Here is a 19427-nt window from a genome sequence, read left to right as displayed (position 1 = left end):
CTATGCCGCGTTTAACGCTGGTTTGCCAGAAAAAACAACCAGGCACTTATTTTTCTTTGGTTTTGATGTAGGCTTCGCGCAGCCAGAGGCGGATGTGTTTTAGGTAGTAGTCTTTCATTCCGAAAAAGACGAAGTGGTTCAAGAAATAGTTTCCACCGCCCTTGTCTTTTTCGGTGTAATTCACGGTGCCGATGATTTCGGGTGTTTCCAGTTCTTCGGGGCGCCACAGGACGAATTCGCGGAAGGCGCCGATGCTGATCTCGCGATAATATTTCAAGATCAAACCGGCTTCTGAAATCTGGGTGATTTCGACTGGATTTGCGACTTTCAGGGCGCTGTTGTCCTTGTGGCTGGCGATGGTCGTTTCCGTTTTGTTCACCAGGGACGTTTTGGTTTTAAGCAGTTTTTTAAAGATATAAGTCTTGTCCAGTGGAGTAAAGAAGATCTCTTTCACCCACGCGGACAGGGCCTTGACTTCGTCAACCACCAGTCGCTTGCGCGAGATCATGTACAGTTCCGGAGCTTCGTTGTATTCCAGATTGTAGATCTTGCAGCGGTCTTTTAGATACTGCTGCAACTGTTCCCATTTTTTCTGTTTTTCAATTTCAAAATCGGCATAGTTTGCAAAAACCATATTAAACTGCGCTGGCAGTTCCTGGCGGTTGGGTGTTTCTTTATTGGCCAGGTCAGACAGCAACTGGCCAAAGTTTGAATACGTGAAGACCTCGGTGTTTTCAAATCGTTCCGCCAGGAAGGTTTTCATTTCGATCGCAAGCGGCACGTCTTCATCCAGTACCAGAATGCGGTTGGTGTTGCCCAAAGAATTTTTTATGGTTTCCAAAGAGTGGGCTTTGTCGGTCAGAATGTTTTTTCGAATCTGGCTAAGCTGCTGATTGTCGGCGCCAAAGAACAGAAACTCGCACAGAAATTCTTTCGGCGAGATTTCTTTGCATGAATGACAATAGGCCAGCACAGACCGCTTGTGGTCAGTGGTGAAGGCTTCACTGTAATACTTGGTCATGGCACCAAGGCGAATCTCGTGGTTGTTGATCGTGGTAAAGCCGATTTCGCTGATGCTGTGAAGTTCGACTTCTTTTAGCATCTCGATGGTGGAGCTGATCTGCATGGAAGCCACAGCGGTGGAGCTGACCGGGTGATGGCCGGACAGGGCAAATTCCAAATGCTGGCGCAATATCAATTTGTCGAAGGGCTTGAAAATCACATTGTTGATGATGCGTTCTTCTGCCAGAGAGATATCAAAATCCGGGCTGTCAAAGGCCGTTATAATCAGAGCAGTGGGTTCCTGGGCAGAGCACATTTTCTTGCGCAGGAAAAAGTCACGGGCACGTTTGATCAGGCCCATGTTCTGTACACCCAGGAATTCATTTTTCGCAACCACCAGGCGCAGTTCGTGAGTACTTGCCGGTGTCACATCCGGAGACGTGTCTTCGGCATGCTTGCGCCCACCGATGGCCAGTGCTTTTGGTCCCTCAGTAACGGAAATTTTCAGCCATTCGTGGAATTCTGCCAGGTTCAGGAAAAAGCGAATAGAGAGCCCGGAATCTATGCTTTTTAAGGTCTCAAATAGATCCTTCTGAATGCGTTCATCATCTTCCAGGACATAAATGAACTTCATACTTTAATCGTATCCTAAAATGAGGCAAATGCGTGACTTATTTCTATGGGGTGCGGAAAATGAAATAAACCGCCCCAACAAGGCATAAACCCGCCCAGAGGAAGTCCAGCTTCAGGGACTGTTTCATATAGAGAACCGAAAAGCCCGCAAAGACCACCATGGTGATGACTTCCTGGATGATCTTAAGCTGCGGCAAAGAATAGTGGTCGGACCCAAGGCGGTTGGCCGGAACCTGAAACACGTACTCGAAAAAGGCCACGCCCCAGCTGATCAGAATCACCAGCCACAAAGCCGATGATTTCAACGACTTCAAATGCCCGTACCATGCAAATGTCATAAAGATGTTAGAGATGATCAACAGGCCGATCGGGGCCAGGGCATTATTCATCATGATTGAGACCTTTGATTGTAAGCATGGTTGCACAGAAGACTTGCGATACGACGGTATTCACTCAGCAGATCCAAATGGATGGAGCTTGTGTTGATCGACGTATTCAGTCCGCGATTCAGACGGCTGATATGGTTTTCACGCAAAGAGATCTCGGTTTTGGCCAGATCACGCTTCAGCTGAATTGCGGCTTCGGCCAGCTCCTTGTTCTGATAAGCATTGATGGCCATGGACGCCACTTTCACGACTTGTTCGTGCATTTGGCGAATCTCGGCCCAGCCCTCGTCAGAGAACTCAAGCTTCAGGGCGTTCTTTTTGATCGCCAAAGCCAGGATATTGATGTCGATGGCGTCAGCCGCACGCTCGACATCACTAAGGAACATGATCATGTTCATGACGTTTTGGTGCACCACTGTGGTGGATTTATTGGCGTGATCCAGAAGGAACATCTTGGTTTCACGATACAGGAAGTCGACCTTGTTATCGCGGTCTTTGATGGAGTCAAAGTCCTTGGGGTCATTCGTTTCAAACAGACGAATGGAGTCCTTGATCATGCCCAGAACAATGTCCGCCGTGCGCATGATTTCGCGATTGGCATAGGAAATCGCCAGGGCCGAGCTTTGATAGTTGTTCATATTCACGAACTCGGTTCCGAATTCTTCAGACGCCGCTTTCGGGAACATTTTTTCAATCAGTTCGGCACCCTTGTTGATGAATGGGAAGAAAATGATTGAAGACAGCACGTTAAAGATCAAGTGCGCGTTGGCGATTGAGCGTGTCTGAGTGGTGTCGAACGTCATCAGGAAGTCGATAAAGATCTGCGTGAACGGATAGAAGATCACGACACTTAAAGTTTTATAGAAGAAGTGCGCCCAGGCCACCTGACGGCCGATATAGTTTCCGCCCGCTGCTGCAATCAATGCTACAGACGTCGTTCCGATATTGGCACCATACACCCACAGCATCGCATCGTAGAAGGTGATTGCCTTGACGGTTGCCAAACTCATCGCCAGACCAATCGTCACAGCCGAGCTTTGCACGAAGGCGCAGAACACGACGGAAATCAGCAGTGAATATCCAGGATTGTCACGCAGACTTTGGAAAACCTCAGTCAGCATTGGATTTTCAGCAAAGTGGTGGGAGGAAATCGAGATCAGCTTCATCCCGAAAAACAAAAGGCCGAAGCCCATAAAGACCAGGGACAGATTTTTGAAGACTGTTTTCTTGGCCTTGAAATAGAAAGCAAAGGCGATCGTGAACACCGGCAGTGCATACTGGGTCAGATCCAAAGAGATCAGCTGAACTGTCAGCGTGGTGCCGATGGCGGTACCGATAATCACACCCATCACCTGGCGCAGGTTGACCACGCGGGCTGAGCCCAGGCCCACCAGCATGGATGTCACCGCACCTGAGCTTTGCATCAGGGTCGTTAGAACCACCCCGGTCAGGATGGCCAGAAATTTACTTTGCGAAAGATGATTTAAAAGGCCGGTGATTTTTCCGGCCATCAGTTTCTCCAGCGAGCTGGAGGCCATGCTCATTCCATAAAGGAAGAGTGCCACCCCGCTGACGAGGAGAATAAAGTACGAGTTGCCCGAGTCGATCATGATGCGTGTTCCCTCAAAACTTTGATGTTATCAAGGGGCTTCAACTTAAGGAAGCACCAATACTGTGCGTGAATCTTTCTTAGGGTAAAACAAATCCTTAAAAAACTCAAAAACCACTTATATACTTTGGTCTTACAAAAGGAAATCTCATGACCAAGCAGCCGGTGTTAGTCGTCGCCGCCGTGATTCAAAGACAGGAAGACCCCGAGGGGCGCATTCTTGTGGTTCGTCGTGGCCCCGAACAGTCCGGAGCGGGTTTTTGGGAGTTCCCGGGCGGGAAGGTGGAAGCCGGAGAGGCCCCTGAGCAGGCCTTGGTGCGCGAAATCACCGAGGAGCTGGCTCTGAATATCCGGGTTCACGACCTGATTGGCGAAGAGGACTTTGCCTATCCGTCCAAGACCATCCGTTTAAGGGTGTATTGGGCGTCGGTGAAGGGTGGGGAGGAGCTGGTTCTGACCGAGCACGATGACTTCAAGTGGCAGCGGCCCGAAGAAATCGATGTGATGTCCTTGTCGGCGGCGGATCGTCCGTTTGTGGCGAAAATTCAGAATAGTTACGGCAAAAGGTAAGCGCGCTCAGCGGGCGTGGGAAGGCGACAAAACTCACGTTCACCAAACCACGAGTAGCGGTTTTTTGCGATCAGTTTGTAAAACACATCACGCAAAGGGCCGGGGATGATCCAGGCCAGGCTGAACAGTTTGTAGGCTCCGCCCAGACCGGTGAGGATCTTTAAAATTGCAGCGGATCGGTAATAAAGTTTGCCTGACTCAAAGTAAATCACTGTATCAAGATTGGTCCGGTCCTGAGCACTCAGAACCTCTTCGGCGGTTGTTCCTTGCAGAGGTGCAAAGAGATAAGTGTGATTCTTGTCCTTGCTGATCACCGCATCGACAAAACCATTGCAAAGGTGGCAGACGCCATCAAAAAAGACCACATTTCGCATTGATATATCCACCTTTTCCATAGCAATTACAGGCTACAGTCCTTATAATCAAAGTTCAAGCAAGAGGAGTCGTGTTCGCATGGAAGTCTTTCTTTTTCCTCTAGTTAATGTGACCTTGTTCCCAAGGACCACCAAGCCTCTGAATATTTTTGAGCCTCGCTATCTTTCCATGATCAAGGAAGCCGTGGAAACCCAGACCCCGATTGCCGTGGGGTTTATTGAGGATCCTTCCAAGGTCACTCCAGTACGTCCAGGGGAAAACGTTCCCTTTGTGCGTGAGGTGGCTGGATACGGGTATGCTCAGATTATTGAAGAGCGCCTGAACGGCACTCTTTTGGTCTTTATTCAGGGGCAGGGCAAGTTACGTCTGGGCAAGGTCCTTGATCGAGGAACTCCATACATGGTTTGCGAAGGGCAGATCATCCCCGAGAAAACCGTGCTTGAACCCAGCCTAAGGTTGGAGCTGAATTCCCTGCATAAGATTCTGACCCGTTGGATACAGACGCATATTCCGGATCCGGCTCAGAGGGATATCTTCATGAGAAATCTCACCCACCCTGAAGAGATCGTGGGCAGTTTTGCATCCTATCTGGTGCGCGATTACGATTTGCAGCAGATGGTTTTGGAATACGACGACATCAACGAGAAGGTGCATTTCCTGCACCGTCTGATGGAGTCGAACGAACTGACTACGTAAGTTTATTGCTGCGGATGAAGAACACCCACTGCAGCAACACCACCCAGATCGTGTGAGCCAAAGCCAAGTGCACGATTTTCATCCACACCGGCGCATGCAAAAGCAGCGTTGCGATTCCGAACAAAATACCCGCAATCAAAAGCAGACTCATTTGCACGGAGCGTTTTTGCACCAGCAGGGATTCCGTTGTCTGAGCCTTCAGCCAGAAGAACAGCGCAAGACTGCCGCCGCCCAGCAGAGCCAGCACGGGGTGGAAGCCGCGAAGGCGAACCAGGAAGTGGGACTCGCTGGAGAAATCATCCAGCAACCCTTGGAACAGATTGTCCGTCGGGAACAGTGAATTGGAAAGCGAGGCCCACGCTCCGGTGATACCGATGATCACAATCACCCAGGGCATCAGGCGATAACGACGGTCTTGAGTTGTCGGAACTCGCAGGTCTTCAGTTATCAGGGCTGCCGCATAGGTCAGTGCCACAGATCCGGTCAGCAGGAAGGAATTGATCTGGTGCAAAGCCATGATGAAAGCGCGATAAGGTGTGTCGTTCGTGGTTACGAGTCCGAACAGAACCAGCTTTGCTCCCAGCAGAGCTTCAGAGATGGTGAAGATCAAAGTCGCCACAGCGGCTTTGCGTGCATAGTGACCTTGAGGATAAAGTTTGCGGGCCACCCACCAGAAGTAAATCACCACCAGGCCGTAGATTCCCGACATCAGGCGATGGCCGTATTCAACCCAGGTTTTTCCGCGTTCGGCTTCGGGAATCAGCTGTCCGTGGCAAAGAGGCCAAGTGTCGCCGCAGCCATCGCCAGAGTGAGAAATTCTCACCCACGCACCCCAAAGGATGACGAGAAGGGTGTAAACGAGCAGGCCAAATGCAAATTGCTTGTATTGAGAGCGTTTCATAGTGAATTTTGAACTATCACGACCGTATCTGGGGGTCAATTCAAGGCTGTTCGATTGACTTCCAATCCCAGAAAAGCGTTAAATGAGCTATGGCTGAATCCAAGCACGCTCATCATCATCATTCTCATTCTCATTCTCACGGACACCATCATCATCATTCCCATGGCGCGGTCGTCGGTCGCATGACCTTTGCGCTGGTGCTGAATCTGACCTTTGCGGTGATAGAGCTGATCGGGGGGCTTTGGACGAACTCTGTGGCGATCTTGTCGGATGCGCTTCATGATTTCGGAGATGCAATAGCGATGCTTTTGGCGATCATTCTGGAAAAAGTGTCGCACAAGCAAAGTGATGGCAAGTTTTCCTATGGCTATCGTCGTTTTTCCACCCTCGGGGCGGTGATCACCGGATTAATTTTGGTTCTTGGCTCGATCTTCATTTTGGTAGAGGCCGTGCCGCGTTTGTTCGCGCCGCAACAGCCGCATGCGGATGGCATGATCCTGCTGGCGTTCCTGGGCGTGGCAGTGAATGGTTTTGCCGCTTACCGTGTGTCCAAGGGTGAATCCCTGAATGAAAAAATGCTGATGTGGCACATGATCGAAGATGTGCTGGGCTGGGTGATGGTTCTGATCGGCGCCCTTGTTATGAAATTCTTTGATGTGCCGCAGTTGGATGCAGGGATGGCGATCGCTCTGGCGTCGTGGATTCTGTACAATGTGGTTCGCAATTTGCGTGAGGCTTTGAAAGTGTTTTTGATGGCGTCGCCAAGTCATATTCAGGTGCTGGATGTTGAAAAAGCCATTTTGGAGGTTGAGCAGGTTGTGGGTGTTCACCATGCGCATCTGTGGTCCCTGGACGGTGAAAACCACATCTTCACCGGGCACGTGGTTGTTGCCAGCGGAGCCGGACCTGCGGATATTGAAAAAATCAAAAACCAGGTCAAGAAGCGAGTGCGTGATTTCGGTATCGTCGAAGCCACTATCGAAACGGAATCTGACGGCACTCACTGTGCGGATCCGGAACATCACTAAGACTGTTTATAAATGAAACGTTAATCAAGCCCGGCAATGCCGGGCTTTTTCTTTTCCACAATCTCTGTCTGAGTCAGCTTCATTCCACAGTCAGCACATTTCGCTTCAGTGTGAGACAGAACTTCATTTCAAATTTATAAAAGTCCGCGATTTCCATCAGTTTTTTCACATAATTACCGATAAAGGTATGGGCGTACAAAATAAGGAACCATTTATATGCTGAATACGGTACGTAACAGAAAAGGTAATATTTTGCTGCAAATCCTCGCGGCCACCGCGGTGATGAGCACGTCCTTTTACTTTCTAACGAATTACGTAATCGGGCAAAGGCAACAGGTCAGTAAAACTTCAAACGTCGTAAACCTGCGATTTGCTTTGAACAGTGCCATGGATTACGTGATCTTCGGGGTCCGTCAGAAGTACTGTTTTTCCAACGATAATTTGATGATGAATGACCTGGGTGCGGAATGTAATCTGGCGCACACTGGCAGCGTTGAGCGCTTGATCATGTCCACGGAGCAGGAAAACTTCATTCGTCAGCTGGTGGGTGACGGTAAAAACGTGGGTCCGCTGGAAGCCAATGCGCTGACTCAGAACAAAATTCGTCTGGGTACGATTGTGCGCCTTTTGGAAGTGAGCAAGGCCACAACCTCACACCCCTTGTTCCCGGTTCTTGAAAGTCTGAAGTCTGTTCGCAATGACAAAGGTGAAGTGGTTAAAGTTGCAGCGGTTCGGGTGACGCTGACTCGTAATGAAAGTATCAATCTGCCGAAGGCCGGTCGTGAAGTCTATATTGATTCCCGCGTGGATCTGGTTGATTCGTTGGGGAATTCAACGCCAATCAAGGTGGGGAATAAAGAGTTGACTCTAAAATCCCAGATTGTGATTTATCCACGCGAAGTGGGTTCTTTCGCTTTGTTGGTTCCGCAGGATCTATATATGGATCGTTCGTGGGACTCCAACGTGGCTGCTGGGGACGTGGCTTTGCATAAATTTACCTCCCGAAAAGAGTTGGCGGGCAGCTCCGGTTTGGTTTTCCAAAGTCCGGTGTTTGTGAATCGCAATATCTATCTGCCTGTGGATGAAGCCGGTGATGACGCTTCTCCGGATGGCATTAGCTATGCGGGGGTGACCTTCGCTGATCGTGTTTACATGGGTAATGGCGATATCATGACTTCCAAAGGAAAGTATTCTCCACGTTCTTCCGGGACGATGGGAGATCGTTTCTGGGCGGATGTGCGTACCTTTGGTGGCTTCTTAAAAGGGGTCGAGAATGACGGGGGTCTGGATGCGGGCCTGGTTTATTTCTCTGACAAGACCAAGAGTGTGAACGTTGATAAAACCCTGATGGCCAAATGTCAGGACATGAGCACTCAACAGGCGGATAAGACCAGCGTGTATAAATCTGAGCTGGGTGCCCGCATGACTGATGATGGCACTAACTCTGCAGACTATCGCATGTATCTTTCCAACTGGAACTATTTCAGTCGTCAGAGCAACGCCCTGACAGTGGATAAATCCGCCTGGGGTAAAGGTGAAGTGGATGTTGAGGCCAAGGACTATAATGATGCCGTGGTGAAAATTATGCTGGCTGTGGGGGATCGTACAGTTGAAGCTCAACTGCCTCGCACAGGTAAAGTGACCTTCACCCCGGAAGTGGGATCTGCTGCCTTTGAGACCTCTTTGAAGAACAAAATCAAAGCATCGCAGATCACCTATGATGCTGCGGCAAAATCTGAATCCGATTTGAATAAGTCCCTGACCTTGTATCGTGCAGATCTGAAAGACAAGCAGGAAGATCTGGCAGATGAGATGGAAAAACCAGTGAAGGGCAGTCTTGCCGGGGGCAGCACTGGCTCCGGAACTGGCACGGGCAGTGGCACTGGTACCGGTTCAGGCACCGGCTCCGGCACTAAAACAATCGAAAAAACGCTGGAAACTGAAGAGAAAGTCGAAGATTCGGGAGTTGCTGATTCTGGTACGGGTGCCGGCAGTGAATCCGGTACCGGCTCCGGTTCTTCCAGTGGTGGGACGAAAATCGATTATCGTGATGAAAAACTGGTGGCGGAGCTTGAAAGAGCTATCACTGATCTGAAAAAAGTGATCAGTGATTTGAGCAACAATAAAATTCCGGCTCAGTCTTCTGTGGTGAATTTGGCCTCCAGGCAGTTGGATGCGGATAAGACCGCATTAAACACTTACGAGCTTCAAAAGGCCAATCCGCCGAAGATTACAGTGGAAGTGTCGCGCGCGACCAACGCTTATTACTTTGATAAGATCGACTTGGACGTGACGGCAAAAAATGTGCAAAATATGCTGGATAAAAACGGTGGTTACTCGGCACCGTTTATTGAAGTGCAGGCCTACGACAGCACCTTCTACAAGTCCAATCCGATCGATCCCAAAAATGAAAATACCAAGTTGAAGGGCTATATTAATATGTCCTTCAATAGTGATAAGACACGTCTGAACTTCCCTTCCAATATTTCCAGATCTCCAGCCGGTGGTTCTGCTGTAATGTTGGCGGAAGACAGCGATCTTGAAACCATGATGGAAGCCTGTTCGAAAGCCTACGGTACTATGACGTCCGCCTCCTTCGGGGGTGCTGGTTGGGATGTGAGTTTTGCCTCCACAGCGCGTACTTCATGGAACTTTGCCGGTGCGGACAGCAGTAAGGATATGAAGGCGGATCCGGCCCTGGCGACTTTCGAGTTCGACAATATGACTCAGGCCAATGCCACATTCCAGGTGAGATCCATCGTTGGCAAATGTGTGATTAAAGCAAGCTCCACGTTTGTGACGGGCTTTATGACCTGTGATGAGCTGGTGATTGAGGCCAGATCAAATCCGTTGAGAATTATCGGGACCTTTATTGTTGGGCGCATGAAAATTGATCCGTCGGCAATTAAGGCGGGTATCAACTGGAGCAGTATCTATCATCCCCAGTCTACGCGGGAATTGCGTGCGGCGGGAAATCCTCGCATTCTGCGGTCCTTCAGCGGGGCGGATTGCAACGCCACCACCAATGAGCCGATTTGGCATCCAATTCCTTCGATCAAAGCAGTGGCTGATCGTATGAACTGTAACACCATCAGTCTGCGCGCCAAGGCCGATCCATTCCAGTGGACGGCGGTGGATCCGGATTGCGGTATCGCTGCCGGTACAACAGCGTCGAACACCACTTGTAAACGCCGTCTGGTGCGTTTCTTCGTGGTGGAACAATCCCGTGAGGGAGGTATCTAATGAAAATGCGGAACGTGATTCGAAATCAAAAAGGTCAGACTATTGTTGAGGCTATTGTGGGCTTCGGTTTAATCACCATGGTCGGCCTGACCTTCGTGGGTGGAATGGTGTCTTTGCGTAACACCACGAAAAGCACAATTTTACTTTCCTCCACTGACAAGCAGGTTAACGACATTGCAGAAAACATCAAGTCCGGGGTTGAGAATTATCAAATCAACTACGATTCCAATCGCAGTGTTTCGGAACTGTTGAATCCGGACACTTTGCCGATGGCCTGGGATAATGGGAAAGTGGCCCTTCGCAAAGAGTGTGAAACATGTGCCGGCACTTATGGCTATGTTATTCAGCCTTACCCGGAGTTCCGCGGACTTTATAAAGTTACACTGCGTGTGACTCATAAGTCGTGGATCGAAAAGGGCGAGGCATTTAAAGACTATCATTTCGTGGTGAGTGCAAAATGAAGAATTTAAACAATCGTGGTTTAACAGCAGTCGAACTAGTGATCGGGGTGGGTCTGGTGGCCATCCTGACCAGTGTTGTTGTGACGACACAATTGTCAGTCACAAGAGATCAGGTGAAGATGACAAAAGAGTTGGAAGACTCTATCGACACCAAGCTGGCAGAACGAATACTGTTCAGTGATTTTAACAACGTGGACCCATCATATAACAACCTGACAGTGCTGGATGATTCCGGCAATAAGTTCTTTGATTTCTATCCGGATGTTCCTGCGAATGCCCTGGGGAAGCTTGAGCGCGAAGCAACCCTAAAAATCACCGGTCGCAAAGAATTCGTAATCATGACTCAGGATCCTGCGGCAGGGGGAGTGCTGGTCTATGACCCCGTTCTGGCTTATGAAGTGGGACCTGCTCCTGATGACTTCAATGTGGCAGCAAGTCTGGTCTTCAAAGGGTTGAACTACAAAGACAAAGTGGTGGCTCAGCGTCCCGCTTTGTGGAGCAATGGTCGCACTGTGATGCTGGACACGCCTGCGAAGCTGCGTCCATTGTTAAATGGGGTGGCAAATATGAAGGTGGCTCCACGCAGTCCGGTGTATGTCGGTACGGTGAATGGAATCACAACGCTTTCAGACTCAGGAATTTATAACTACGTTAATATGGCGCATCCGGAAACAGGTGAAATGATGTCTTCAGCGGATATTTTCCTGCGTCGCGCGCCGTCTATCGGTGGCGGTCAAAGCTTGATCCGACTGCGAGCTGTGCATTTGATCAAGTACTACCTGGAAGAAATGAAGGACACCACGGGCAGTGGGCAGCGCATGTCACGCTTGTATAAAGTGTCTTATGCAGACGGGCGTTGGGGAACGCCGGTTCTGCTGGCAGATCGCGTGGAGGAATTGAACCTTCGCCGCGATTCCATTTTAAAGCGTATGATTTATTTTAAAGTTAAAAAAGTTAAGACCACTCAGACCGCAGGTCTGTAGTCAGTTTTTTTTGGGGGAAATTATGGGGAACAACAATTTCAAAATGATCTTGGTCGCAGGGGTGATGATCTCTGGCGCGGCTCAGGCTGAAGATAAAGACTTCCCGATGTCCGTGAACAGTGCCAGCTCCGGGGAAACCGTAACGGCGGCACCTGCTTCTGGTATGGTCAGTCGTTCGGCGAAGGATGTTGTGACAGTACGTCTGAACAACTCGTGCTTTCCGACGAATCTGCGAGGGGTGACAAATCCTCTGGCTGCAACGGCGATTATCACGGCAAATTTCACTCTGGTACTGGGTGGTAAGGACTATGCCTTTACAGTGAAGTATCCAAGCGACCTTGTTTTGAAAACCGGGATGACGACGGCTACGCCGGCGCCAATGGCTGCAGATAAATTTGTCGTCACGGGAGCATCGGGAACGGCGGCGTTGTTTGGTAATGCAGTTGTGATGAAGACGAAAATCCCAACCTCGGTGAGTGTGGACGATGCGGGGCAGGTGATGATCCCTGAAAAAGGGGACGTCTCACTGAAATCTTCAAGCTTCGTGCAGACGGTGAATTGTGATGGTTCTGCGGCGGTGTACGGTCAATACGGCTACTCTTCCTACACTCCAACCCGCAAATGCGGCGATTTCATGGGTAAAGACGGGGACATCACTGCTTCCTTCGGTGGTATCTCAGTATCCGCCGACAAATCCGTGGTGGACATCAACGTGTCCTTCCCGGGTGAAACAGGTTTCTGCGGTGGTTACTGGTCGCCTTTGATGGTCTTCTTTGATGATCAAAGACCGACCTTCAATAACATGACCGACTTCCCGCTGAATCCAATTGGTAAAACGCACTGGCCAGAAGCCAATGCTCCAGGCTGGTTCGTGGCTCTGGATCGTGACAAGTCCGGCAAGATCGACCAAAAGGATGAGCTGTTCGGTGATAACGCTTCTGAAGTGAATGGATTTGAGGTTCTAAGAGCCTTTGATTCCAACAAAGACGGCGTTGTTGATCACCGTGACAAAGACTTTAAGAAACTGGTGATGTGGCAGGATAAAAACGGTGATGGTATTTCCCAAAAAGAGGAAATGATCGCACTGCACACGAAAGTGACCAAGATTTCTTTGAAATATGAAAAAGGCGTGGTGACTCCGATTGGTGCCTATGCTGAAGCCCGCGAGCGTGCGGACTTCTGGTATAAAGACGGCAAGAAGATCAAAAAAGGCAAGATCGTGGACATCTGGCTGGCTCCGGCAGAAACCAAGCTGAGCCAAAGATAAGTTACTGCTTTAAAAGTTCCTGAATTTTCTTTTCCAAAGCCTGTGAGTTTTTTTCGTCGTAACCACGATAAAAAACCACAGGCTTTAACTTTTTATCAAACACATAAAGAGTCGGCAGTGCCAGGACTTTAAAATCCTCCAGCACCAGGCGCCCCTGGTCGTGATATAGCGGGAAATCAAGCTTTACGGTTTTTAAAAAGGCATCCCGCTCCGCAGCCTCTTCGTCCTCGTTCACCCCCAGCACCACCAATCCCTGACTGCGGTACTTTTTATACAGGTTGTTGTAGTGGGGAAGAGCGGCCTTGCACGGCTCACACCAGGAAGCCCAGAAATCCACCAGCACAACTTTGCCTTGAAGGTCCTTCAGCGTTTTGACGTCGCCTTTATTTAAAGCCACCGTGGGCAGTCGTTTGAATTCTGCGGTGGAGGGCATTTCTTTAGCGAAGGCCGTGCCAGCAAAAAACATAATCAAAGCAGTCAGAAATCTCATCTAAGAAATCCTTTCGATGTATTTCAATAACAGATCCCGCCCGCGCACCTTGGCGCGCAGAACGGAAAGGAAGATAAAGACCCCGCCAGTTTTTCGATCCAGGAAAATGATTTCACGCGGAGGTGTGCGGAAGTGGAAACCGCGGATGATCTGAAACACCTTTTTGGAAAGACGCTGCGGCAGTGTGGTGTTTTTCCAGTCATAAGTGCCATCGGCGGCAATCTGACCCTGGTTGTTGCGGGGGTCGTTGAATTCAATAAAAGGCTCTACCGTTTCAAAGCAGAATTCTTCAAAGACCTGTTTCAGTTTTGGGTCGTCATTGTCCGAGACAAAATTTAATTCCATTGCCGCCTTCATGAACAGGTCCCGGTCATTGAACAATGAACCTTTGACCATGCGGCGGTACGGAGTCAGGAAATTCAGATCATAGGAACGGGTCGCACCAAAATCAAAAAGAACCAATTGATCCCGGCCTTGGGGGTCGATGCGGATGCGATAATTGCCGGCATGAGGATCTGTCTGAACGACACCCCATTCAAAGATCTCTTTGAAATACAGATCCAGGAAGTTCAGCGCCAGGCGGTTGCGTCTTTCCTGAGGCAGGCTTTGAATCAGGGAATCATCGGCCCGCAGGCCCCGTTCAAAGGTGGACGCCAGAATGCGAGGGCCGGAAAATTCACGAATGACTTTCGGAACCACGAAGCGGCTGTCGCCAGCAAGGCGGTTGTGAAAGTCTTCGGTCAGTCGCGCTTCCATCTCGTAGTCGGTTTCCTGCACCAGCATTTCGCGAACCTCGGCAAACACCGGATCCATGTTGAAATCTTTGGGCAGAAGCTTCAGGGTCCCCAGAAGTGTCTTGATCGCGCGAAGATCACTGTCGATAGCGCGGTCCACATTCGGGTACTGAATCTTGAGCACGATACTTTCCCCCGTGGCTTTGATGCGCGCGCGGTGAACCTGCCCCATGGAGGCCGAAGCCAGAGCTTCCTTTTCAATTTCTAAAAGTTCCAGTTTTTCCGGAGGCAGCTGTTTCTTCAAGGTCGGCTCGATGGCTTCCCATGAAAGGGGCGGAGAATCGTGCTGCAGGGATTTCAGCAGTTCATTGGCTTCTGGCGGCAGAAAGTGTTCGCCGTACATGGAAAGCATCTGGCCAGCCTTCATCAGACTGCCTTTAAGTTCACCCAGTTCAGCGCTGATACTTTGAGCCTGGTTTTGCAAAAGCTGCTTCCAGGTTTCTTCTTTGGATTCTTTTGATTTTAAAGCCGTGGTGACACCGTGTTGGGCAATGGAGGCGCCGGCTTGAATGGTCAGTTTGGCCAAGGAAAGACTGCGGGAAAAGACCGAGGATTTGATCTTCTCAATCTTTTTTGTATGTTTTTTGGCAGACTTTTTTTCGTCCATAGAATCCCAATTTACCTTAAGTAGGCGAAATGTTAAACTTTTATTCCTATGTCAAAAGTCACAGTTTTTTGGTTCCGTCGCGATCTCCGCCTGGATGATAATGCGGGGCTGTATCATGCACTGAAAGAACGCTCTGCGGTACTGCCGCTGTTTATCTTTGATTCCGAGATCTTGGAAAAGCTCGAGGATCCGGCTGATGCACGGGTGACGTTCATCTATGACCAGATTCAGGATATCAAGCAGCAATTGAAAACCAAAAAATCAGATTTGCTGGTTCGTCATGGCAAGCCGTTAGAGGTCCTAAAAGCCCTGTCGACGGAAATGGAAATTGAAGCCATTTACGCCAACCATGACTATGAGCCCGCCGCGTGCAAACGGGATGAAAAGGTGGCAGCGTGGGCAGCAAAAGCCGGGATTGAATTTCTGACCTTCAAAGACCAGTGCCTGTTTGAAAAAGACGAGATTCTGACTGAGGCGCGAAAGCCGTACACGGTTTACACGCCTTACAAAAACAAGGTGCTGGCAAATCTGACGTCATTCTATTTGAAGTCTTATCCCAATGACCTGTATGAAAGCAGCTATGCCAAAGTGAAAAAGCCCGAGGCCCTGCCGACCTTAAAAAGCTTTGGTTTTGAGCGCAGCCAGATCGAGTTCCCGCCGATGGATCTTTCCACCAAAATGCTAAAAAGCTATCAGGCCACGCGGGACTTTCCGGCCAATGAAAAGGGCACCTCGCATCTGGGATTGCATTTGCGTTTCGGGACATTGAGTGTGCGGGAGCTGGCGCGTGAAGCGAAAAAGCACTCGCCCGTTTGGCTGAGTGAGCTGATCTGGCGTGATTTCTTCATGCAGATTTTGTGGCACTTTCCGCAAGTCGAAAATCAAAGCTTCCGTCCGGAATATGACAAGATCGCCTGGCGTAAATCCCAGTCTGACTTTCAAAAATGGTGTGAAGGCCGCACTGGATATCCTTTGGTGGATGCCGGGATGCGTGAATTGAACGCCACGGGCTATATGCACAACCGGGTGCGCATGGTGGTCGCAAGCTTTCTGTGCAAGCACCTGTTGATTCACTGGTATGAAGGTGAACGTTACTTTGCCAAAAAGCTTTTGGATTATGACCTGTCTGCGAATAATGGCAACTGGCAGTGGGCTGCGGGATCAGGCTGTGATGCCGCTCCGTATTTTAGGATCTTCAACCCGCAAACCCAGTTTGAGAAGTTTGATCCGGATGGCAAGTATGTGCAAAAATGGGTTCCAGAATACGGAACGGATGCGTACCCCGAACCGATGGTGGATCATAACGAAGCCCGTGGACGCTGTTTGCAGGCGTTCACCAAAGTTCTGAAAAAGTAGGAGGCAGCCATGCGAATTCTGATTACCGGTGCGACCGGATTGATCGGGCGGGAATTGGGAAAAGTTCTGGCAGAAAAAGGCCATGATCTTTACGTTGTCAGTCGCGATCAAGCCAAAGCCCGCGAGCAGTTGCCTTTTCCCTGCGAGATCATTGAAGGGGATTTGAATACCAATCCTTTGCACGATTCCCGCATGGCAAAAATTGAAGTTGTCTACAACCTGATGGGTGAATCCATCGCCGGTGAACGCTGGACCGAAGAAAAGAAAAAACGCATATATCAATCCCGGGTGATTGGCACCAGACATCTGGTGCAAAGCCTGCCTGAAGGCTTGAAATGCTTTATTTCTTCTTCCGCCATGGGCATATACGGGGATCAGCAGGACACAAGTCTGACTGAAGATTCCACGCACGGGGATGATTTTCTGGCAAACCTTTGCAAAGAATGGGAAGCCGAAGCAGCCAAAGCTCCGGGGCGTTCCGTCTTTGTGCGCACAGGTATTGTGCTGGCAAGGCAGGGCGGCGCCTTGGATCAAATGCTGTTCCCGTTCCGCAGTGGGGTCGGTGGCATCCTGGGCGATGGTAAGCAGTGGATGAGCTGGATTCATCTGAAAGACATTATCGGACTGTATGTTTTCGCCTTGGAACATCATGATGTGGAAGGCGGTTTGAATGCAGGAGCTCCGCATCCGGTGACCAATCGTGAGTTTTCTGAAACTCTGGTACAGGCTTTGGGGACTCGTTTGGGGCCTGCGGTGCCTTTGTTTGCATTGAATGTTTTATTCGGCGAACTGGCGAAGTCCCTGGTGGCCTCTGTGCGCATGTTGCCGGAAAAGGCGCAGGCGCTGGGATACAAATTTCACTATGAAAATCTGCTGGAAGCACTGAATGAAATCTGTCTGCCATTTAAAATGGGCGAAGAAATTTTCGTGGCCGAGCAGTTTGTCCCGGCACCTCCTGAAAAACTTTTTCATTTTTTCAAAGACGCCCACAATCTGGAGCGGATTACTCCGCCAACGCTGAATTTCCTGATTGAGAAAATGTCGACGCCGGAAATGGGGCAGGGGACGTTGATCGATTACAAACTGAAAATTCACGGTGTTCCGGCTAAATGGAAAACCGAGATCGACGAATGGCAGCCGCCGTTCAAGTTCGTCGACAATCAGTTGAAAGGCCCCTACCGGCTTTGGCATCACACGCACGAATTCCGTCCGTTCTGTGGCGGGACCTTGCTGGTGGACCGGGTTCGTTACCGCATGCCGATGGGCTTTTTGGGATGGCTTGTATCCAACCGTTTCGTCAGAAAAGACGTGGAAAGCATCTTTGCTTTCCGCCGCCGTTATATCGCCAATATGGGAACGCTGCCGACCAAGACAGACTGATCACTGACGGTTGCGCAGTTCACGCAAGTAACGGAACTGTTCAACGTTCCGGGCCAGCAAAAATGGATTGGTGCTTTCTTCAATGGAAAGTTTTAGCGGAACACTGGGAAGGCCCAGCTCCCGGCGATTGGAGAGAACATTGGCGTAAAGCTCCAGCGCCTCGGAATCACCGGTGATCGGGGTGTTGTCCTGATTCGTCAGAATACGGCAGAATTCCAGATTGCGTTCGGTGTATTCATGGGTGCAGTAAATCAAGGTCTGCGGCGGCAGTTTCTTGATGCGCTGAAGACTTGTGTAGCCCTGTTCGTGAGTCCCTTCGAACAATCTTCCGCAGCCCAGTCCAAAAATCACATCCCCGGAAAAAAGCCATTTGTGCTGTTGATCCCAGTAAGCGATGTGTCCCAGCGTGTGACCGGGCAGTTCAAGGATGGTGAATTCCCAAGGGGCAATTTTTAGCTGGTCGCCCTCTTTCAGCCAGTGATCCGCCCCAGATATCTGCTTTTGATTCTTTTCGGGGGCATACACGGGGCAGTTGAAGATGGCTTTAAGCTCGCCCACGCCGCCGATGTGATCCGAGTGATGATGAGTCAGTAAAATCCCGGCAAGGTCGAGCTGTCTTTCGCGCAGGAAATCAGCCACCGGGCCGGCCTCGCCCGGATCCACAACCACGGCCTTATTAGCGTCGCTGTCGATCAGGACAAAGACGTAGTTGTCATCAAAGATGGGAATCAGCTCTACATGTTCGTTTTTCACCATGTCCTATTCTTGCAGTTGAGATCGGCTTCGACAAGACCAAGGTGGGTTTGATTAACAGCACAACTGGCCTTGGGCCGCCTGGGTTTTTACACTAAACTTAGAACTTATTATGAAGATCAAAGTAGAGCTTGAAGGCCGTGATTTTATTGAAGTGCAATGCCAGGGTGACAACACCCAGGCTCCCGGAGCGGTTGAAAAGGTTTCGATCATGGGCTGCTCTCAGTTTATGGATATGATGCAGACCATGCGCAAAAACTTTGGGGCGGACCTTAAAAAGTGGCCGGTGCCGGAAGCACAGGATCACTCAAGCCTGTTGCTGCGTGAAATGATTCTGCGTTTGCGCGGGGAATGGGCTTTCCCATATTGCGAAGAAGAGCTTTGCCATTGCCGTTCCGTTTCGGCACACACCGTGGATCAGGCGATTATTGCGGGGGCACATTCCACGGAAGTCGTCAGTCGTCAGACCAATGCCAGCACCAACTGCGGGACTTGTCGTCCCGAGGTTCAAAAAATCATCGATTTCAGATTGGGTAAAAAGACCGCCTAAGTGTCCTTTTTTTCGGGCACAGGTGCTTTTCCGGTAAGGTCTTCAGTGATCTTTTCGGGGAAAGTTCCGTTTTTCAGATAATAATCCAAAAGAGGTCCCAGCTTGCGGCGGCAAGAACCCCCGCAGGGTCCAACCCCCGCCGATGTGGTATCGAAGATGTCGTTCAGGGTGGTGGCGCCGTTTTTAATGGCCTGCTCAATGGTCTCACGACTCACATTATTGCAACGGCAGATGATTTCGGTCTTTTTCTTGGCGCCCATGGATCAATTGTAATGCCCTGCATCTGAAAAGGATACTTCTGAACCCTTAGTACTGCTAAGCGTCATAACTGCATTGAAAAGCC

Annotated in this window: 19 protein-coding genes; 10 read left to right on the top strand and 9 right to left on the bottom strand. The window is 50.0% G+C overall.

What is annotated here, in order from left to right; translation table 11 throughout:
- Nucleotides 1-46: 46 nt before the first annotated feature.
- The 3 genes from AC04MQ_RS16305 to AC04MQ_RS16295 are packed head-to-tail and all read right to left on the bottom strand — an operon-like array spanning nt 47 to nt 3631.
- On the bottom strand, nt 47-1636 hold the full coding sequence (locus AC04MQ_RS16305; RefSeq protein WP_015091301.1) for a hypothetical protein: 1590 nt from the start codon (nt 1634-1636) through the stop codon (nt 47-49).
- Between the two features lie 43 nt (nt 1637-1679).
- Nucleotides 1680-2027 (bottom strand): DMT family protein, encoded by a 348-nt coding sequence (locus AC04MQ_RS16300; protein WP_015091300.1) that lies wholly within the window; start codon nt 2025-2027, stop codon nt 1680-1682.
- Nucleotides 2024-3631 (bottom strand): Na/Pi cotransporter family protein, encoded by a 1608-nt coding sequence (locus AC04MQ_RS16295; protein ID WP_041577687.1) that lies wholly within the window; start codon nt 3629-3631, stop codon nt 2024-2026. The genes AC04MQ_RS16300 and AC04MQ_RS16295 overlap by 4 nt, the downstream gene beginning before the upstream one ends.
- A gap of 149 nt (nt 3632-3780) precedes the next feature.
- Here AC04MQ_RS16295 and AC04MQ_RS16290 point away from each other — a divergent pair, with 149 nt between their 5' ends.
- Nucleotides 3781-4200: a (deoxy)nucleoside triphosphate pyrophosphohydrolase gene (locus tag AC04MQ_RS16290; RefSeq protein WP_015091298.1), complete on the top strand. Its 420-nt coding sequence runs from the start codon at nt 3781-3783 to the stop codon at nt 4198-4200.
- On the opposite strand, the gene AC04MQ_RS16285 is transcribed toward AC04MQ_RS16290, so the two are convergent.
- The gene (locus tag AC04MQ_RS16285) at nt 4185-4595 is read right to left on the bottom strand and encodes a thiol-disulfide oxidoreductase DCC family protein (protein ID WP_015091297.1); all 411 of its coding nucleotides are present in this window, start codon (nt 4593-4595) and stop codon (nt 4185-4187) included. The two genes, AC04MQ_RS16290 and AC04MQ_RS16285, sit on opposite strands and share 16 nt — an antisense overlap.
- A gap of 58 nt (nt 4596-4653) precedes the next feature.
- On the opposite strand from AC04MQ_RS16285, the gene AC04MQ_RS16280 reads away from it, so the two are divergent.
- On the top strand, nt 4654-5271 hold the full coding sequence (locus AC04MQ_RS16280; RefSeq protein ID WP_015091296.1) for an LON peptidase substrate-binding domain-containing protein: 618 nt from the start codon (nt 4654-4656) through the stop codon (nt 5269-5271).
- Here AC04MQ_RS16280 and AC04MQ_RS16275 read toward each other — a convergent pair.
- Complete coding sequence (locus AC04MQ_RS16275) at nt 5264-6172, bottom strand: COX15/CtaA family protein (protein WP_041577685.1); 909 nt, start codon at nt 6170-6172, stop codon at nt 5264-5266. The two genes, AC04MQ_RS16280 and AC04MQ_RS16275, sit on opposite strands and share 8 nt — an antisense overlap.
- An 89-nt stretch (nt 6173-6261) precedes the next feature.
- On the opposite strand from AC04MQ_RS16275, the gene AC04MQ_RS16270 reads away from it, so the two are divergent.
- The 5 genes from AC04MQ_RS16270 (at nt 6262) to AC04MQ_RS16250 (ending at nt 13154) form a co-directional block, all read left to right on the top strand.
- Nucleotides 6262-7200: a cation diffusion facilitator family transporter gene (locus tag AC04MQ_RS16270; protein WP_475392597.1), complete on the top strand. Its 939-nt coding sequence runs from the start codon at nt 6262-6264 to the stop codon at nt 7198-7200.
- Nucleotides 7201-7416: 216 nt separating this feature from the next.
- A complete protein-coding gene (locus AC04MQ_RS16265; RefSeq protein WP_041577683.1) occupies nt 7417-10443 on the top strand; it encodes a hypothetical protein in 3027 nt (1008 codons plus the stop codon).
- Entirely contained in the window at nt 10443-10904 is a 462-nt protein-coding gene (locus tag AC04MQ_RS16260; protein WP_015091291.1) for a hypothetical protein, read from the top strand. The genes AC04MQ_RS16265 and AC04MQ_RS16260 overlap by 1 nt, the downstream gene beginning before the upstream one ends.
- The gene (locus AC04MQ_RS16255; protein ID WP_051026301.1) at nt 10901-11887 is read left to right on the top strand and encodes a hypothetical protein; all 987 of its coding nucleotides are present in this window, start codon (nt 10901-10903) and stop codon (nt 11885-11887) included. The genes AC04MQ_RS16260 and AC04MQ_RS16255 overlap by 4 nt, the downstream gene beginning before the upstream one ends.
- Before the next feature lie 22 nt (nt 11888-11909).
- On the top strand, nt 11910-13154 hold the full coding sequence (locus tag AC04MQ_RS16250; RefSeq protein WP_015091289.1) for an EF-hand domain-containing protein: 1245 nt from the start codon (nt 11910-11912) through the stop codon (nt 13152-13154).
- Between the two features lies 1 nt (nt 13155).
- Here AC04MQ_RS16250 and AC04MQ_RS16245 read toward each other — a convergent pair whose 3' ends face one another.
- Together AC04MQ_RS16245 and AC04MQ_RS16240 are read right to left on the bottom strand one after the other, a co-directional pair.
- Nucleotides 13156-13644, bottom strand: coding sequence for a TlpA family protein disulfide reductase (locus tag AC04MQ_RS16245; protein ID WP_015091288.1), 489 nt, complete (start codon nt 13642-13644; stop codon nt 13156-13158).
- The gene (locus tag AC04MQ_RS16240) at nt 13645-15045 is read right to left on the bottom strand and encodes an ABC1 kinase family protein (RefSeq protein ID WP_475392596.1); all 1401 of its coding nucleotides are present in this window, start codon (nt 15043-15045) and stop codon (nt 13645-13647) included.
- A gap of 48 nt (nt 15046-15093) precedes the next feature.
- Here AC04MQ_RS16240 and AC04MQ_RS16235 point away from each other — a divergent pair, with 48 nt between their 5' ends.
- Both AC04MQ_RS16235 and AC04MQ_RS16230 read left to right on the top strand, forming a co-directional pair.
- Nucleotides 15094-16401 carry a cryptochrome/photolyase family protein gene (locus AC04MQ_RS16235; protein WP_475392595.1) on the top strand — a complete coding sequence of 436 codons (1308 nt, stop codon included), beginning with the start codon at nt 15094-15096 and terminating at the stop codon, nt 16399-16401.
- Nucleotides 16402-16410: 9 nt separating this feature from the next.
- On the top strand, nt 16411-17781 hold the full coding sequence (locus AC04MQ_RS16230) for a TIGR01777 family oxidoreductase (RefSeq protein WP_475392594.1): 1371 nt from the start codon (nt 16411-16413) through the stop codon (nt 17779-17781).
- Here AC04MQ_RS16230 and gloB read toward each other — a convergent pair whose 3' ends face one another.
- On the bottom strand, nt 17782-18537 hold the full coding sequence (gene gloB / locus AC04MQ_RS16225) for a hydroxyacylglutathione hydrolase (protein WP_475392593.1): 756 nt from the start codon (nt 18535-18537) through the stop codon (nt 17782-17784). It abuts the gene before it with no gap.
- Nucleotides 18538-18646: 109 nt separating this feature from the next.
- Between gloB and AC04MQ_RS16220 the strand changes: the two genes are divergently transcribed.
- Nucleotides 18647-19084 (top strand): (2Fe-2S)-binding protein, encoded by a 438-nt coding sequence (locus AC04MQ_RS16220; protein ID WP_015091283.1) that lies wholly within the window; start codon nt 18647-18649, stop codon nt 19082-19084.
- Here AC04MQ_RS16220 and AC04MQ_RS16215 read toward each other — a convergent pair.
- Nucleotides 19081-19344, bottom strand: coding sequence for a (2Fe-2S)-binding protein (locus tag AC04MQ_RS16215; RefSeq protein ID WP_475392592.1), 264 nt, complete (start codon nt 19342-19344; stop codon nt 19081-19083). The genes AC04MQ_RS16220 and AC04MQ_RS16215 overlap by 4 nt on opposite strands.
- Between the last annotated feature and the right edge of the window lie 83 nt (nt 19345-19427).

It is taken from the genome of Bdellovibrio sp. MYbb2, assembly GCF_056175685.1.
This window is presented reverse-complemented; position numbering and strand designations above follow the sequence as displayed.